Below are 15,845 nucleotides of genomic sequence, written 5' to 3'. Positions count from 1 at the left end.
AGGCGGAGCCCGACTTATGCTGATGTTTTGGAAAGAAAAACTGGTTTTTCTTTCGGTTCCGAAAACCGGCACCACCGCCTATGAAAAGGCGCTCGGCCCGATCGCCTCGATGTCTGTTCTCGACCCGCCGGAGCTTAAACACGCGCCGCTCTACCGCTATAACCGCTTCTTCCGGCCGATGTTCGAAAAGGCCTGCAAGGCGGAAATGGAAACCCTCGCGGTGATGCGCGAACCGATCAGCTGGCTGGGCAGCTGGTACCGGTATCGCCGCCGCCCGTTCATGGAGGGCAAACCGAATTCGACCCACGGGATCAGCTTCGACGATTTCGTCACCGCCTACTGCGCGGAAAAGCCGCCCGGTTTCGCCAATGTCGGCAGCCAGTACAAGTTCCTCGAACCGCGCCCGAACGGCACCGCGATCGACCACCTGTTCCGCTATGAGGATCAGGCGCGGCTGATCGCCTTTCTGGAAAACCGGTTGTCGGTCACGCTTGACCTGCCGCGCGAAAACGTGTCGCCGCAGATCGAACTGAGCCTGTCGCCGGAGGTGGAAAAATTGCTGCACGACCGCCGGGCCGAGGAATTCGAGCTTTGGCACAGCATCGGCGGCTGAAGCCGCGGAAGACCTCGGGATTGTCCCGGCAGTCCTGCGTCACGCATGAACTTCCAGACGGCGGCTGCTAGTTCCCGCCATCACCAACGCCCTTTCCGCACTCAATGCAATTGCTGCTGTACCGTCTCGATCAGCTGGTTCAGGGAAAACGGCTTCGGCAGGTAAACCGACCCCGGGATCGCCCCCTTGTCATCGTCAAGCGCATCCTCGGCATAGCCAGATACGAAAACCACCCGCACCGCGGGCCGGGTTTTCAGCGCCTCGCGCACCCAGCTGGGCCCGTCCATCCCCGGCATGATGACGTCGGTGACGAACAGATGCACCACCAGGTCCGGGTCCTGCAGCAGCTCGAGCGCCTCCTCGGCGCTGCCCGCCTCGATCACCGTGTAGCCGCGCAGCCGCAACGCCCGGGCGGCGAAGGCGCGCACCGGCGCCTCGTCCTCGACCAGAAGAACCACACCGTCCCCGGCCAGCACCGGCGGCGGGGACGGTTCGGGCGCGGCCTCATCGGCCGCCTCGGGGCTGCAGACCGGGAACAGCAGGGTAAACGTGGTGCCCTTCCCGACCTCGCTGTTGGCAAAGACAAAACCGCCACTTTGCTTGACGATGCCATAAACCGTCGACAGGCCCAGCCCGGTGCCCTCGCCCGCCCGTTTGGTGGTGAAGAACGGGTCGAACACTTTACCGATGATCTCCGGCGCGATGCCGTCGCCCTGATCCGACACCTGCAGCTTCAGGTAATCGGCCGCCGGCACGTCGACCCGGTCGCACGTCATCGGCTCGGACAGGGTGCGGTTCGAGGTCGCGATCCGGATCTCGCCGCCGGCGGGCATCGCGTCGCGGGCATTCACCACCAGGTTCATCAGCACCTGTTCCAATTGCCTCTTGTCGACCCGGATGCTCCACGGGCCGGGATCGTGTTCGACCACCAGTTCGATCTTTTCGCCGACCAGCCGGTTCAGCAAATGCGCCAGGTCGGCCAGCGCATCGCGGATGTCGATCGGTTCGGGGCGCAGGGTCTGCTTGCGCGAAAACGCCAGCAATTGCCCCACCAGCGCCGCCGCCCGGTTGGCGTTCTGACCGATCTGCATCAGGTCGGCATAATCGGAATCGCTTTCGTCATGACGTAGCAGCAGCAGGTCGCAATATCCGGTGATCGCGGTCAGCAAGTTGTTGAAATCATGCGCGATCCCGCCCGCCAATTCGCCGATCGCCTGCATCTTCTGGCTTTGCACGAACTGCGCCTCAAGGTTCTTCATCTCGGTCGCGTCATGCAGAACCGCGATCAGGGCATAGCCGTCGGCCTCTTCCACCCGGTTCAGCGATATCTGCACGAAAACTTCCGCCTCGCCCTGCTTGACCCGCAGGAATTCCGAGGTCTTCACCCCGCGCCCTTCCGCCGCCTCTGCCAGCCAGCCGGCGATCGGGCGGCCCAACCCCTCGACCAGTTGCGGCAGCTTCACCGGCGTTCCCTCCGGGATCGCCAGCAGCGCGCGCGCCAGGCGGTTCGACCGCAGAACCGTGCCGTCCCGATCCAGCCGCAGCACCGCCACCGGCAGCGCGTCGAAGGCCGCGTTGCCGGCCTCGACCACCTGCTGATCCTGTGTCATCGGCAGGAAATATACCTCGCGCCGCCCGGTCACGTGCTCGGCCTCATGCACGAGGCAATTGCGCGGCCCCTCGACCGAAATCGCCAGGTTGAAACCGCCGTTTTTCAACGGCAGATCGGGGAACACGCTGTCGAGCGTGCGCGCCCGCGTGCCGGCGAAATCGCGCGCCGCGTCGTTCATGAACAGGATCGTGTTGCCCCGCCCCACCGTCAGCATCGGCAATCCCGACCCGCTATGCGCCCGCGCCGGACCCAGCCCGATTTCCTCGATCCGCCACAGAAATCCCTCCGGCGCCAGCCGGTGCACGTTCAGCCGCACATGCCCCTTGCGGGTCACGATATCCTCGCTGGCATTGTCGTTTTCCTGCGCCCGGGTTCGCAACCGCGTCACCACCGCGCCGGGATTGGCGAACACATCCTGAAGGATATCCCCGATCCTTACCGGGGCATGCGGATGGAACCGTTCCCGCGCCGCTTGGTTCAGAAACACCACCCGCCCGATGTCGTCCACCACGAGGCTGGCCGCTGAATCGTGTTCCAGAAACCCCGCGATCCGGGCCAGAAGCCTTGTGCGCCGCCGCGCCCGGATCATCCGGACCAGCCCGGCCAGCGCGACGGTCGACAACAGCGTTACCCCTGCCGTCGCAAGCCCCAGCTCATAAAGCGATCCCCGCAGCCGCAAGGCCGCCAGCAGGCACAGCAAGGCCAGCGCAACAAGCACAAGCCACAATCCGCGGTGCTGCCTGCCGCCACCGGCCAGCAGGTCCGATGTGAAAACCGAATGGGTCAAGACTGCTCTCGATCTGTTTCTTCCCGGGCATTAGGCGCGGAAAGGCATTAATCAGAGATTAATCAACATGTTATTTCAATTCATGGTTGCGGAAATTCAGTTCCGCGTCAAGCACGACAGGAAAAACCCGTCCCCTTCAGGCCCCGGCAGCCACTGCCGGCGGTCGGTTTCCCGCCACCCGCCATTCCGGGCCAGAAAATCGTCTACCCGCGCGCCGTTCTCGCTGTCCAGCACCGAACAGGTGGCATAGGCCAGCACCCCGCCGGGGGCGACGAGGCGGCTCGCCTCGTCCAGGATGTTTTGCTGTATCCCGTTCAGTTCACGCAACTTTTCAGGGGTCAGCCGCCATTTCGCATCCGGCGCACGGCGCCAGCTGCCGCTGCCGGAACAGGGCGCATCGCAAAGCACCAGATCGAAATGTCCCTCAATCTTGCCGGGCGCCAGCAACTGCACCTTGACCCCGGCGCGCTTGGCCCGCACCGGCAAATCGGCCAACCGGCCCGGATTCGCGTCATGGGCATAAAACCGCCCCTGCGCCCGTCCGGCCATCGCCAGCGTCTTGCCACCACCGCCGGCGCAGTAATCCAGTACGTGCTGCCCGTCGCTGAGAGGCAGCGCATCGACGACCGCCTGACTGGCGCCGTCCTGCAATTCCACCAGCCCGTCCTTGAACGCCGCGCTGTTCGACACCCTGCGCGCGCCTTCGACGACCTGCAACGCGGTGTCTGAGATCGCCGCCGAGCGGGCCTCGATCCCCTCCCCGCTCAGGCTCGCTTGGGCCTGCGCGATGTTGGCCTTGCGCAGGTTCACCCGCAGCATCACCGGCGCGCGCGATTGCAGCGCCTGCGCGACCGCTTCGGCCTCATCGCCCAGACTGTCGCGGAACGGGGGGTCAAGCCAATCGGGAATATCCAGCGCCTCGGCACCCTCGGGCGCGCGCCCGGCCGCCACTTCGGCATTGCTCAGCGGTTCAGGCGCATGCCCCGCGCCGGAAAACAGCGCATCGATGTCCAGATCCTGCGCCCGCGCAAGCCCGATCATCAATCCGCGCCCGGTCATCGCGCCGCCCCGCGCGGCAAAGGACCGCTTGCAGCGGATCGCGTCGAAAACATGATCCCGGATCGCCGCGCGGTCCTTCGATCCGGCAAAGCGCGACCGCCGCGCCCAGCCGGTCAGCGCCTTTTCCGCCGCCTCGCCGTCCAGCACCCGGTCAAGGATTTCGATCGCGGCCTGAATGCGGGCGCCCGGCGTCATGGCGCGACCTTTTCGAAACCCTGGCCCGCGCGGCGCAACCGGCCGAATTTCTGCGGCCCCAGCTGGTGCCCGCCGCAATAGACAAGGTCGTTGTCGGCAATTTCCGCCAGCGCGGCACGGCGCGTTTCCGCCCCCTGCGCCCCATCGGTGTCGTAGATCGACGAAACCTCGGGATGCGGCAATTGCAGCAGCTCGGCATGCAGGATGTCGGCCACGATCACCAGATCGTCCCCGATCCGCAGCCCCATATGGCCCGGCGTATGCCCCGGCAGGTGCCAGGCATGCACCCCCGGCAGGATTTCATCGCCATCGGACACGGTGCGGATCCGCCCCTCGTACGCGGCGATCAGGACGCCGCCGGGCTGGTCCGTCTTGCCCTGCCAGAAATCCCTTTCGACATCGAGCATGATGATCTCGGCATTGGGGAACACGGCGGCATCCCCATCCAGTGCCCCGCCGACATGGTCGCGGTGCAAATGGGTGAAGATCACCTTCTCGACCGCCTCGGGCGCAATGCCCCGTTCGGCAAGCTGCCCCGCCAGCGCCCCGCCCTTGTCGCCGAACAGCGGGCCGCACCCGGCATCGATCAGCACCGGCGCCGCGCCCGGCTGTTCCAGCAAGAAACAGTTGAACTCGGTCCGGATCTCGCTTTCGCCCGCCGCTGCCAGCAACGCGTCCCGCTCGGCCTCGGGCAGTGCCGCGAAGACCTCCGGCGCGAAAGACATCGCGCCGTCGGTCAGGCAGGTCACACGCCCCGCGCTGCTGTCATGAACCGCCATCAGCCGACCCGGTAATTCGGGCTTTCGCGGGTGATCTGCACGTCATGGACGTGGCTTTCCTTCAGCCCCGACCCGGTGATACGCACGAAATTGCAGTTCTTGCGCATATCCTCCACCGTGGCGCTGCCGGTGTACCCCATCGCCGCGCGCAGACCGCCGACCAGCTGGTGGATCACCGCGCCCGCGGACCCCTTGTAGGGCACCTGCCCCTCGATCCCTTCGGGCACCAGCTTGTCGCTGGCGGCATCCTTCTGGAAATAGCGGTCGGCCGACCCGCGCGCCATCGCGCCAAGCGACCCCATGCCGCGATAGGACTTGAACGACCTGCCCTGGTACAGGATCACCTCGCCCGGGCTTTCATCGGTGCCCGCGATCATGCTGCCGACCATGGCGCAGGACGCGCCCGCCGCGATCGCCTTGGCGAAGTCGCCGGAAAACTTGATGCCGCCATCGGCGATGATCGGCACGTCGCCCGCTGCCTTGGCGCAATCCATGATCGCGGTCAGCTGCGGCACGCCGACACCGGCCACCATACGCGTGGTGCAGATCGATCCCGGCCCGATGCCAACCTTGACCGCGTCGGCCCCAGCATCGATCAGCGCGCGGGTCGCGTCGCCGGTCGCGACGTTGCCAGCAATCACTTGCACCTCGCCCGACTGCGCCTTGATCCGCTTCACCGCCTCAATCACGCCGGCGGAATGGCCATGCGCGGTATCGACCACGACGATGTCCACGCCCGCATCGATCAGGGCCTCGGACCGGGCGAAGCCCGCATCGCCCACCGACGACGCAGCCGCGACCCGCAGCCGGCCCAGGTGGTCCTTGCACGCGGTCGGGTTCAGCACCGCCTTTTCGGTGTCCTTCAGCGTCAGCAGCCCGGTCAGCCTGCCCTGCCCGTCATGCACCAGCAGTTTCTCGATCCGGCGTTCCTTCATCAGGTTCTTGGCCTGTTCCAGATCGGCCGGTTCGGCCAGCATCGCCAGGTTTTCCGCCGTCATCATCGCCTTCACCGGCGTATCGTCGGACGAGGCAAAGCGCATATCGCGGTTGGTCAGGATCCCCAGTACCTTGCCGCTTTCGTCCACCACCGGGAAGCCGGTGAAATTGTACCGCTCGATCAGCGCCTTGGCATCCGCCAGCGTCTGATCGGCGCGCAGCGTCACCGGGTTGTAGACGATCCCGGATTCGAACCGCTTGACCCGGCGCACTTCGCGCGCCTGCTCTTCCATCGTCAGGTTCTTGTGGATCACCCCCATGCCGCCGGCCTGTGCCATGGCGATGGCCATGCGCGCCTCGGTCACGGTATCCATGGCCGAACTCAGCAGCGGAATGTTCAGATCAATCGACTTGGTCACACGGGTCCGCGTATCCGCCGTAGAGGGCAGAACGTCGGACGCACCGGGAACGAGCAGAACATCATCGAAGGTAAGGGCCTCACGAATTTCCATTTGGGGACTCCGGTAAATGGGGATCGGTGTTGGCACGTCCCTATCTCATGCATGAAGGCGAAAGGGAAGCCCCAAAGCGCCCAAACCGTTCCCCTGCGTCACCAAATCCCTTTGCCGTTGGAAAACGCGCGCGCCTGCGCGACGCTGGGGCCCGGGAGGAACCAGCAATGACCAAGATCCAGCAATGACCAAGATATTGTATGAAAAGACCGGGCGCATCGCCCGGATCACCCTGAACCGCCCCGAGGTAATGAACGCCATCGACGACGAACTGCCGCAACTGCTGGCCGCCGCCGTGGCCCGCGCCGACGATGATCCGGGCGTGCACCTGATGGTGCTGTCGGGCGCCGGCGACGCGTTCTGCGCAGGCTACGACCTGACCTACTACGCCGAAGGCAACGGCAGCGGCGAGGTGACCCAGCCGATGCCCTGGGATCCGATCAAGGATTACCAGTTCATGTGGAAAAACACCCAGGCGTTCATGTCGCTGTTTCACGCGATGAAACCGGTGATCTGCAAGGTGCACGGTTTCGCGGTGGCGGGCGGGTCCGACATCGCGCTGTGTTCAGACCTGGTGTTCATGGCCGACGATGCGCAGATCGGCTACATGCCCGCCCGCGTCTGGGGCTGTCCCACCACGGCGATGTGGGTCTACCGGCTAGGCCCGGAAAAGGCCAAGCGGATGCTGTTCACCGGCGACAAGATCACCGGCAAGGAAGCCGAGGACATGGGCCTGATCCTGAAATCGGTGCCCGCCGACCGGCTGGACGACGCGGTCGAGGACATGGCGCACCGCATGGCATCGGTGCCGATCAACCAGCTGGCGATGCAGAAGATGGTGATCAATCAGGCGATCGAACAGACCGGCATGATGAACACCCAGCGCCTTGCCACCATTTTCGACGGCATCACCCGCCATTCCCCCGAGGGCATCAATTTCAAGACCCGGGCCGAAACCGTGGGCTGGAAACAGGCCGTGCATGAACGCGACAGCGGCACCTACGACTGGACGTGGGATCGCCCGATCAACGCCCCGAAATGATCCCGCGCAAAGGGCCTGCCTGTTTCGTGCCTTGCCTCTTGCACGCATTGCGACCAAGGTTTCGCGAAAAACAGGGGAACCAGCATGGCACACGGATATGAAAGCGGGCGGCTCGACCTGCCCTTCGTCGGCATTTCCACCTTCGGCAAGCGCCCGTATCAACCCGACTGGGACGCTCTCGACACCGATGTCGCGGTGATCGGCGCGCCGTTCGATGCGGGCACCCAATGGCGGTCCGGGGCGCGCTTCGGGCCGCGCGCGGTGCGCGAGGCATCGACGCTCTTCAGCTTCGGCCATGCCGGGGCTTACGATCACGAGGACGACGTCACCTACCTGCCCGGCTCGGTGCGGATCACCGACATGGGCGATGCCGATATCGTCCACACGGACACGGGCGGCAGCCACGCCAATATCGAAACGGCCGTTCGCGCGGCGCTGAAGGCGGGCGCGCTTCCGGTGGTGATCGGCGGCGATCATTCGGTCAACATTCCCTGCATCAACGCCTTCGAGGGTCAGGGCGATTTCCACATCCTGCAGATCGACGCGCATCTCGATTTCGTCGACGAACGCCACGGCGTGCGCTTCGGCCACGGCAACCCGATGCGCCGCGCGGCGGAAAAACCCTACGTGAGCGGGCTGACTCAGGTCGGCATCCGCAACGTGTCCTCCACCGCCAAGGAAGGTTACGACGACGCCCGCGCGATGGGATCGGACATCCTGTCGGTGCGCCAAGCCCGCAAGCTGGGGGCCGAGGGCGTCGCCGGGCGCATCCCGAAGGGCGCGCGTGTCTACGTGACGATCGATATCGACGGGTTCTGCCCCTCGATCGCGCCGGGCACCGGTACGCCCAGCCATGGCGGGTTCCACTATTACGAGGTGCTGGAAGTCCTGCAGCAGGTGGCGCGCGAGCACGAGGTGATCGGCATCGACCTGGTCGAGGTGGCGCCCGACTACGACCCCACCGGATCGACTGCGATCTTGGCGGCGCAGGTGCTGCTGAACACGCTGGGCTTCATCTTCCACGCGCGGGGTTTTCGCTGAGACAACAAAGCGCCCGCCCGTATAGACGGTCGGATCCTGCCCAGCGCCACATCAGAACCGCACGCGGCGTTTTCCGCCCCGGATAACGCCGCGAAATTTGCCGCCAAATCCCTCCCCCGCCTCTAAAAATGACGCGCCCAGACAATGAACTGCCGCTCATCGCCACCCGTGCGGGCCGCCACCGCCTATGCTGAGCGCACGCGAACGAGTCATGACCCCGATATGAACACCGAATCTACCGACCCCCTCGTCATCTTCACCCCGTCGGGCAAGCGCGGCCGCTTCCCCGTCGGCACCCCCGTCCTGACCGCCGCACGCCAGCTCGGCGTCGATCTCGATTCAGTCTGCGGCGGCCGCGGCATCTGTTCGCGCTGCCAGATCACCCCGGCCTTCGGCGATTTCCCCAAGCACGGCATCACCGTATCGCGCGACGCGCTGTCCGACTGGAACAGCACCGAACAGCGCTACAAGGACAAGCGCGGGTTGATCGATGGCCGCCGTCTCGGCTGTCAGGCCACGATCCAGCACGACGTGGTGATCGACGTGCCCCCCGAAAGCCAGGTCCACAAGCAGGTGGTGCGCAAGGCCGCCAGCGCCCGCACCATCATCATGGACCCCGCCACCCGGCGCTTTTTCGTCGAGGTCGCGGAACCCGACATGCACGACCCGACCGGCGACCTGGAACGCCTGAAACGGGCCCTGCGCGACCAATGGCAGATCGATGACCTGCGCGCCGACCTTGCCGTGCTGGCCAAGCTGCAACCGGCCCTGCGCAAGGGCAACTGGCAGGTCACCGTTGCGCTCCATCAGGATCACCGCGGCGGCCCGGCGCGTATCCTCGATATCTGGCCGGGCTATCACGACACCGGGCTGTACGGCCTCGCCATCGATCTCGGCTCCACCACCATCGCTGCGCATCTGTGCGATCTGGCCGACGGGCAGGTTCTGGCCTCTTCCGGCGTGATGAACCCGCAGATCCGCTTTGGCGAAGACCTGATGAGCCGGGTTTCCTACGCGATGATGAATCCCGGCGGCGCGGGCGAGATGACCGAGGCCGTGCGCATGGCGCTCAACGGGCTGGTGCAGGGACTGACCACCGAGGCCGGGATCGATCCCGCTCTCATCTTCGAAGCGGTGTTCGTCTGCAACCCGGTCATGCATCACCTGCTTCTGGGCCTCGACCCGGTGGAACTGGGACAGGCGCCCTTCGCGCTCGCCACCTCCGATTCGCTGTCGCTGCCCGCCGCGCAGCTGGACCTGTCGACGGTGAACGAATGCGCGCAGGTCTATATCCTGCCCTGTATCGCCGGCCATGTCGGGGCCGATGCCGCCGCCGTCGCACTGTCCGAACAACCGCATAAATCCAAGGACCTCGTCCTGGTCGTCGATGTCGGCACCAATGCCGAGATCATCCTAGGCGATGAGTCCCGCGTGCTGGCCTGTTCTTCGCCCACCGGCCCGGCGTTTGAGGGCGCGCAGATCAGTTCCGGCCAGCGCGCCGCGCCCGGCGCCATCGAACGGGTGGAAATCGACCCCGCGACCAAGGAACCGCGCTTCCGCATCATCGGGCTCGACATGTGGTCGGACGAGGACGGTTTCGCCGAGGCCGCCGCCGCAACCGGGATCTCCGGCATCTGCGGATCAGGCATCATCGAAGCGGTGGCGGAAATGCGCATGGCCGGCATCCTCGACCCCTCCGGCCTGATCGGATCGGCCGAGCAGACCGGCACGCCCCGCTGCATCGCCGAGGGCCGCACCCATGCCTACACGATCTGGGACGGCAGGCCCGAGGGTGGCCCGCTGATCACCGTGACCCAGGGCGACATCCGGGCCATCCAGCTGGCCAAGTCGGCGCTCTATGCCGGGGCGCGGCTGTTGATGGACGAAATGGGTGTCGACAAGGTGGACCGGGTGGTGCTGGCTGGGGCCTTCGGCGCCCATATCTCGCCCAAGCACGCGATGGTGCTGGGGATGATCCCCGACGTCGCCCTGGACAAGGTCCAAAGCGCCGGAAATGCCGCCGGCACCGGGGCGCGCATCGCCTTGTGCAACAGCGCGGCGCGGGCCGAAATCGAACGGGTGGTGCAGCAGATCAACAAGATCGAAACCGCGATCGAACCGCGCTTTCAGGAACACTTCGTCGCCGCCAGCGCGATCCCGCACGCCACCGACCCGTTCCCGGAACTGGCGCAGGTGGTATCGCTGCCCGATGTCAGCTTCAACACCGGCGGTGATGGCGCGGGCGGCGGACGGCGGCGCAAACGCCGGGGCTGACAAAGATACCGGCAGGCAACACGCCTGCACTCACTCCGCCGGCCCCGACAGCGCCCATGCACAGCGATCGAACACCCCATAGCGCAGCACCGCCACGGTTTCGTCCATCCGGGCCAGACGCGAACAGCCTTCGATCTGGCCTGCATCGCTGAACACCGACACCACAGCGGGCGCGCCGCTCCGGCCAGACACAGGCGCTGTCCCGACGCGCGCGACGCCACGCGGCGCTAGCCATTCGCGGCTTCGACGGCCAGCAACAGCGTCTCATCGCTGCGGTTTTCCAGACAGATCTGCGCCGCCGCGACCGGCGCCGCCGCAAAAAGTCCCAAACCTATGGCAATGACCCGTCGCATCGCGCCCCCTCTGCGCCAGCCTGCGCGGACATCGCCGCGCGCGTCCATTCACATCCCGGCACGGCAACGTGATGCAAAGTGAAATCATGGATCGCCCCACCCCGGTTACCCTCACTGCATTGGATCAAGGGAGGAAGACAGATGAAGCGCATTCTACTGGCCACCACATTGACCACCGCATTGACCGCCGTTCTGGCCCCGGCGGCCCGGGCCCAGGACGCCCCGTTCGGCACCGATGCCGACGCCGCCTATGCCGCCGAACTCTGGTCGATCATGCAAGAACTGAAACTGGTCGGCGACGGTATGATCCGGTCCTTTCCCTATGAGGGCACCGACCCGCACGGCATGATGCTGGAAACCTTCTACACCAGCGCCACCATCGGCGGTCACACCGGCGACCTGCTGGTCAAACGTAATTTTGGCCCCGAAGGGGTGGAACGGGATCAGGTCCTGTCGGACCCGGGCACGCATCTGGGCGCGATCACCGTGATGTATCGCCGCGAAGGCGGCTATGACGCCGATAACCAGAACTGGTTCTGGGTGAAATATCTGCCCGACGGCACATTGGACAAAGCCCCCAATGGTATGCGTCTGGCCGGCCGGGTGGCCAAGGGGGCCGATACCGGCTGCATCGCCTGCCATTCCGGAACCGATGATTACATCTTCACCACCGACCACCTGATGCAGTGATCCCGGCGGCCACGCGGCAAAGGGCGGCCCAGGCGCCGCCCTTTTCGCGTTTGATCCCTTGACCTCGTGCGGACCATTGGCTACCTGAACCGTCAGCGGCGGGTGTAGCTCAATGGTAGAGCAGCAGCTTCCCAAGCTGACGACGAGGGTTCGATTCCCTTCACCCGCTCCAGTTTCCTCACGCCGCATGATCCAGCGAAGGCCACCTTCGCTCCCGCCGATATCGCCGCGGCGGTTCAGCCGGCCGCGCCCTTCTTTGCCATCAGGCAGTAGCTCATCGGAACCTCGGCCTCCCGGCCTTCGTGGATATCGTATTCCGGTTCCCGGATGGTGCGCGGGAATTCCCGCAGTTCCACCAATCCCAGGCCGGAATCGACGTTGCGGCACACGCCGCCCGGCAACGCCGTCGCGCCTTGTCCTTCCGATTTAGTTCTGCCATATAACTATCGACAATCCAAACACCCCGACGGCATGACCTTCAAGCTCGCCCTGCAGACGCTGATCCTGACCGCCCTTTGCGGGGCCGGCGGTTATCTCGCCTCGCTGATCCACCTGCCGCTGCCCTACATGATCGGCAGCCTGATCGCGTCGGGGCTGATCGCCATCGTGTTCACCGACCACCTCCCCGAAGGCTACCGGTTCCCGATGAAATTCCGCATGATCTTCATGGCGCTGATCGGCGTCATGATCGGATCGCGGGTGCATCCCGACCTGATCTCGGAAATCCCGACGCTGATCGCCTCCCTGACGGTGCTGACCGGCTTCGTCTTCGCCGCGCACGCGCTGAACTACGTCATTTTCCGCCACCTCGGCGGTTATGACCGCGCCACCGCCTTCTATTCCGGCACCCCCGGCGGGCTGATGGAATCGCTGGCGATGGGGGAAGAGGCCGGCGCCGACATCCCGGTGCTGACCATGCAGCAGTTCATGCGCATCATCGCGGTGATTTCCATCGTGCCGCTGGGCCTGTCGCTGTGGTACGGTGCCCCGGTGGGCAGCGCCGGCGGCCAGTCGATGGCCGCGCCCAATACCAGCCCGGCGGCGATCCCGCTGGCGCTGGCCGTCGGCATGGCGGGGCTGTTCGTCGGCACCGCGATCAGGCTGCCGGCGGCGCAGCTGACCGGGCCGCTGCTGGCCGCCGCGATCGTCACCGTGGCCGGGCTGGCCGACCTGGCGCTGCCGCAATGGGCGATCAACCTGAGCCAGGTGGTGATCGGCACCTCGCTGGGCATGCGCTTCACCGGGCTGGGGGGCCGCACCATGGCGGTGGCTGCGGGGCTGTCGGTGGTGTCGGTCACGGCGATGCTGGGGCTGGGCGCGCTCTGTGCCGGCCTCCTGCATCGCGCCACCGGCGCCGCGTTCGACGCGCTGCTGATTTCCTTCGCCCCCGGCGGCGTCACCGAGATGTCGCTGATCGCGCTCAGCCTGCATGCCAATCCCGCCATCGTGACCCTGCATCACGTGTACCGCATCATCGTGACGGTCATCGAAATGTCCGTCATCGCCCGTTTCCGCCGGGCCGGTTCGCTTTGACAAGCGCCCCGCCGGCATATTACTGAACAAATGTTCATTTAGACGAGAGAGGACGTCCAAAATGCAAATGAAAGATACCTGCGCCGTTGTCACCGGGGCCGCATCGGGGCTGGGCGAGGCCACCGCGCGCCTGTTCGCCGAATCCGGTGCCAAGGTCACCCTGCTCGACCGCAACGCCGAACTGGGCGAAAAGGTCGCCGCGGATATCGGCGGTACCTTCGTGGAAACCGACGTCACCAACGAAGCCTCGGTCCAGAACGCCATCGACAGCGCCGTGAAGGCGATGGGCAAGATCAACACCGCCGTCAACTGCGCCGGCATCGGCACCGCCGAAAAGACGCTGGGCAAGGACGGTCCGCACAGCCTGGAACACTACCAGCGCATCATCAACATAAACCTGGTGGGCAGCTTCAACGTCGCCCGCCTCGCCGCCGCCGAGATGGCCAAGAACGACCCCTCCGACGACAACCAGCGCGGCGTGATCATCAACACCGCCTCGGTCGCCGCTTTTGATGGTCAGAAGGGTCAGGCCGGTTATGCCGCCTCGAAGGGCGGTATCGTCGCCACCTCGCTGCCGATGGCCCGCGACCTGGCGCGCGAAGGCATCCGAGTCATGGCGATCGCGCCGGGCATCTTCCTGACCCCGATGCTGATGGGCCTGCCGCAGGAAGTGCAGGATCAGCTGGCCGCCGACGTGACCAACCCCAAGCGCTTGGGCGATCCGCGCGAATACGCCTCGCTGGCGCGCTTCATCTGCGAATGCGGCTACCTGAACGGCGAAGTCATCCGCATCGACGGCGCCCTGCGCATGCAGTAACCGCCCGCCCCCCGAGGGACCGTAGGCCGGGCTTCAGCCCGGCAAACCCTCAGGCCAACGCAAAACGGGGCCGGGCTGAAGCCCGGCCTACCGACAGGCTGCAACCAGCCTACCCAAACACCCTGCTCAAACCGCCGCCAGCACGCTCACCGCCATCGCGATCATCGCCACGATCTGGCTGAAGTAGAAGCCAAAGCGGATCAGGATCACCCGGTCGCTCTGTTCCAGCAGGATATGGATCAGGCTCTGAACCACCCGCGCCGCCAGCACGACAATCGCCAACCCGTCCAGCAGCCCGCTTTCCAGCCCCATATGGTCGATCGCGAAAACGATCGCGCCGAACACCGGCAGGTTTTCGATACAGTTCATATGCGCCCGCATCGCGCGCGGATAGATCCCCGACCCGGCATCGGGATCGGCGGTCCAGTGGCTGAGCCGGGTGCGGCCGGTCAGGATCCGGCTCCAGCGGTAAACACCGACCGCTCCGAACAGAATGACAAGGGTCCAAAGGGCGAAGCCCAGCAGGGCGAAAATCGGTATGCTCATCTTGATCCTATTCCTTGACGCAAGGGCCCTGGCCCTTGGTGTTGCGGGACGAAACCGCTATTGATCCCGGATGGCGGATGCAGACAAGGACGCACCTTTCCATTTCGGAAAGGTGACGAAGCGCGATGGACAAGGACGAGCCCAGGACGATCTATGACGGCGACACGCCCGAAAGCGTTCGCGCGGCCCTGCGTCAGGACGTGCAGGAACAGATCATTGAATGCCTGAACCGGTTCTATTCACTGGAAAAGGACATGTGGGGCAAACCGGTCGAGGCGCTGATCGTGCGCACCGTGGTGCAGGGGCGCCTGCAGGACAGGCTCTATGACCTCAGCGCGCTGTCCGACGTTCTGGACCTTCCGATCGGGACGCTGCACCGCAAGGTTGCCGACCTGGTCGAGGCGGGCTACCTGAAGCGCGAAAAGCGCGGCAAATCCGTCTACCTCGCGCCCACCGAAGACACCTGCGGCGCGCTGGACCAGTCCTTCGAGGACATGGTCGGCGCGCTGCGTCGATTGTACGAGCGCGGGCGCCTCTGAAGAGTGGCCCGGACAGCATTGCTACAAGGTCCATCGGACGACAGGCAGGGACGGAGTGCGGGAGTTCTCTGGGGAGCGGTCCAACGTCGGCTTTGCGCAGATAGCGCCGTTTGCAAAGTCAAGGTCACCGCGCGGGGTTGAATGGCGCGTCCGGCCCAAATGAGACATTCAGCACCTGACCTAGATGCTGCGGTCGCGGCCCGCATTGCGGACATTCGCTGCGAACGCAAACTTCGGATGGGGGGTCGAAGTCGGGACGCCTGACGAAGCGGACGTAGTTTGCAAGTAACCACCAACATGATTGACTCTAGGCCCGGCCATAGCAATTGGGTTGAATGTGTCTGACGACGGACAGCAAGGTATACTTGCATTTCGGTTTGACCTGAGTCAACGACGCACGCCCTAAACGCCCTATAATAACAAGAAGAATCAATAGCTTTCTAGGGTCAGGACCCATTGATTTCCGCCGGGTGGCGTGATTCACCGTTCGAAAAACGAGCGGTAAAATGTCTGACCT

15 protein-coding genes and 1 tRNA gene are annotated in these 15,845 nt (G+C 65.1%); 9 read left to right on the top strand and 7 right to left on the bottom strand.

Translation table 11 applies throughout. From position 1 onward, the window contains the following. Positions 1-16: 16 nt before the first annotated feature. Positions 17-613: a gamma-glutamyl kinase gene (locus IT775_RS12000; RefSeq protein WP_212701355.1), complete on the top strand. Its 597-nt coding sequence runs from the start codon at positions 17-19 to the stop codon at positions 611-613. A 101-nt stretch (positions 614-714) separates the two neighbouring features. Here the strand turns inward: IT775_RS12000 and IT775_RS11995 are convergent, their stop codons facing one another. From IT775_RS11995 to guaB, 4 genes are all read right to left on the bottom strand, one after another. Beyond that, a complete protein-coding gene (locus tag IT775_RS11995; protein WP_246525540.1) occupies positions 715-3,012 on the bottom strand; it encodes a hybrid sensor histidine kinase/response regulator in 2,298 nt (765 codons plus the stop codon). Positions 3,013-3,108: 96 nt separating this feature from the next. Beyond that, a complete protein-coding gene (locus tag IT775_RS11990; RefSeq protein WP_212701354.1) occupies positions 3,109-4,266 on the bottom strand; it encodes an RsmB/NOP family class I SAM-dependent RNA methyltransferase in 1,158 nt (385 codons plus the stop codon). Then, complete coding sequence (locus IT775_RS11985; protein ID WP_212701353.1) at positions 4,263-5,045, bottom strand: MBL fold metallo-hydrolase; 783 nt, start codon at positions 5,043-5,045, stop codon at positions 4,263-4,265. Before IT775_RS11985 ends, IT775_RS11990 begins: the two co-directional genes overlap by 4 nt. Beyond that, positions 5,045-6,493 carry an IMP dehydrogenase gene (gene guaB / locus IT775_RS11980; RefSeq protein WP_212701352.1) on the bottom strand — a complete coding sequence of 483 codons (1,449 nt, stop codon included), beginning with the start codon at positions 6,491-6,493 and terminating at the stop codon, positions 5,045-5,047. Before guaB ends, IT775_RS11985 begins: the two co-directional genes overlap by 1 nt. A gap of 184 nt (positions 6,494-6,677) precedes the next feature. Here guaB and IT775_RS11975 point away from each other — a divergent pair, with 184 nt between their 5' ends. The 3 genes from IT775_RS11975 (at position 6,678) to IT775_RS11965 (ending at position 10,850) form a co-directional block, all read left to right on the top strand. Beyond that, the gene (locus IT775_RS11975; protein ID WP_212701351.1) at positions 6,678-7,535 is read left to right on the top strand and encodes a crotonase/enoyl-CoA hydratase family protein; all 858 of its coding nucleotides are present in this window, start codon (positions 6,678-6,680) and stop codon (positions 7,533-7,535) included. An 84-nt stretch (positions 7,536-7,619) separates the two neighbouring features. Next, complete coding sequence (speB, locus tag IT775_RS11970; RefSeq protein ID WP_212701350.1) at positions 7,620-8,576, top strand: agmatinase; 957 nt, start codon at positions 7,620-7,622, stop codon at positions 8,574-8,576. A 222-nt stretch (positions 8,577-8,798) separates the two neighbouring features. Continuing rightward, entirely contained in the window at positions 8,799-10,850 is a 2,052-nt protein-coding gene (locus IT775_RS11965; RefSeq protein WP_212701349.1) for an ASKHA domain-containing protein, read from the top strand. A 30-nt stretch (positions 10,851-10,880) separates the two neighbouring features. Here IT775_RS11965 and IT775_RS11960 read toward each other — a convergent pair whose 3' ends face one another. Continuing rightward, the gene (locus IT775_RS11960) at positions 10,881-11,042 is read right to left on the bottom strand and encodes a hypothetical protein (protein ID WP_212701348.1); all 162 of its coding nucleotides are present in this window, start codon (positions 11,040-11,042) and stop codon (positions 10,881-10,883) included. A 302-nt stretch (positions 11,043-11,344) separates the two neighbouring features. Between IT775_RS11960 and IT775_RS11955 the strand changes: the two genes are divergently transcribed. Together IT775_RS11955 and IT775_RS11950 are read left to right on the top strand one after the other, a co-directional pair. Beyond that, positions 11,345-11,893, top strand: a complete 549-nt coding sequence (locus IT775_RS11955; protein WP_212701347.1) for a hypothetical protein — start codon at positions 11,345-11,347, stop codon at positions 11,891-11,893. Between the two features lie 98 nt (positions 11,894-11,991). Further along, a tRNA-Gly gene (locus IT775_RS11950) sits at positions 11,992-12,065 on the top strand. 64 nt (positions 12,066-12,129) lie between these two features. Here IT775_RS11950 and IT775_RS11945 read toward each other — a convergent pair. After that, positions 12,130-12,282 (bottom strand): hypothetical protein, encoded by a 153-nt coding sequence (locus IT775_RS11945; protein ID WP_212701346.1) that lies wholly within the window; start codon positions 12,280-12,282, stop codon positions 12,130-12,132. An 82-nt stretch (positions 12,283-12,364) separates the two neighbouring features. Between IT775_RS11945 and IT775_RS11940 the strand changes: the two genes are divergently transcribed. Both IT775_RS11940 and IT775_RS11935 read left to right on the top strand, forming a co-directional pair. Continuing rightward, positions 12,365-13,426, top strand: a complete 1,062-nt coding sequence (locus IT775_RS11940) for an AbrB family transcriptional regulator (protein ID WP_212701345.1) — start codon at positions 12,365-12,367, stop codon at positions 13,424-13,426. A 61-nt stretch (positions 13,427-13,487) separates the two neighbouring features. Next, the gene (locus IT775_RS11935) at positions 13,488-14,243 is read left to right on the top strand and encodes a 3-hydroxyacyl-CoA dehydrogenase (RefSeq protein WP_212701344.1); all 756 of its coding nucleotides are present in this window, start codon (positions 13,488-13,490) and stop codon (positions 14,241-14,243) included. A gap of 126 nt (positions 14,244-14,369) precedes the next feature. On the opposite strand, the gene IT775_RS11930 is transcribed toward IT775_RS11935, so the two are convergent. Then, positions 14,370-14,789, bottom strand: a complete 420-nt coding sequence (locus IT775_RS11930) for an MAPEG family protein (protein WP_212701343.1) — start codon at positions 14,787-14,789, stop codon at positions 14,370-14,372. 125 nt (positions 14,790-14,914) lie between these two features. Between IT775_RS11930 and IT775_RS11925 the strand changes: the two genes are divergently transcribed. Next, positions 14,915-15,328, top strand: a complete 414-nt coding sequence (locus IT775_RS11925) for an IclR family transcriptional regulator (RefSeq protein ID WP_212701342.1) — start codon at positions 14,915-14,917, stop codon at positions 15,326-15,328. Positions 15,329-15,845 lie beyond the last annotated feature (517 nt).

The sequence above is a fragment of the Thalassovita aquimarina genome (assembly GCF_018219815.1).
GTDB lineage: Bacteria > Pseudomonadota > Alphaproteobacteria > Rhodobacterales > Rhodobacteraceae > Thalassobius > Thalassobius aquimarinus.
This window is presented reverse-complemented; position numbering and strand designations above follow the sequence as displayed.

What these genes read in the sequence shown, in the direction of transcription:
- speB (WP_212701350.1), top strand. Translation starts at nt 7,620, where the DNA reads ATGGCACACGGATATGAAAGCGGGCGGCTCGACCTGCCCTTCGTCGGC.
- IT775_RS11975 (WP_212701351.1), top strand. Translation starts at nt 6,678, where the DNA reads ATGACCAAGATATTGTATGAAAAGACCGGGCGCATCGCCCGGATCACC.
- IT775_RS12000 (WP_212701355.1), top strand. Translation starts at nt 17, where the DNA reads ATGCTGATGTTTTGGAAAGAAAAACTGGTTTTTCTTTCGGTTCCGAAA.
- IT775_RS11985 (WP_212701353.1), bottom strand. Translation starts at nt 5,045, where the DNA reads ATGGCGGTTCATGACAGCAGCGCGGGGCGTGTGACCTGCCTGACCGAC.
- IT775_RS11965 (WP_212701349.1), top strand. Translation starts at nt 8,799, where the DNA reads ATGAACACCGAATCTACCGACCCCCTCGTCATCTTCACCCCGTCGGGC.
- IT775_RS11930 (WP_212701343.1), bottom strand. Translation starts at nt 14,789, where the DNA reads ATGAGCATACCGATTTTCGCCCTGCTGGGCTTCGCCCTTTGGACCCTT.
- IT775_RS11940 (WP_212701345.1), top strand. Translation starts at nt 12,365, where the DNA reads ATGACCTTCAAGCTCGCCCTGCAGACGCTGATCCTGACCGCCCTTTGC.
- IT775_RS11935 (WP_212701344.1), top strand. Translation starts at nt 13,488, where the DNA reads ATGCAAATGAAAGATACCTGCGCCGTTGTCACCGGGGCCGCATCGGGG.
- guaB (WP_212701352.1), bottom strand. Translation starts at nt 6,493, where the DNA reads ATGGAAATTCGTGAGGCCCTTACCTTCGATGATGTTCTGCTCGTTCCC.
- IT775_RS11955 (WP_212701347.1), top strand. Translation starts at nt 11,345, where the DNA reads ATGAAGCGCATTCTACTGGCCACCACATTGACCACCGCATTGACCGCC.
- IT775_RS11990 (WP_212701354.1), bottom strand. Translation starts at nt 4,266, where the DNA reads ATGACGCCGGGCGCCCGCATTCAGGCCGCGATCGAAATCCTTGACCGG.
- IT775_RS11925 (WP_212701342.1), top strand. Translation starts at nt 14,915, where the DNA reads ATGGACAAGGACGAGCCCAGGACGATCTATGACGGCGACACGCCCGAA.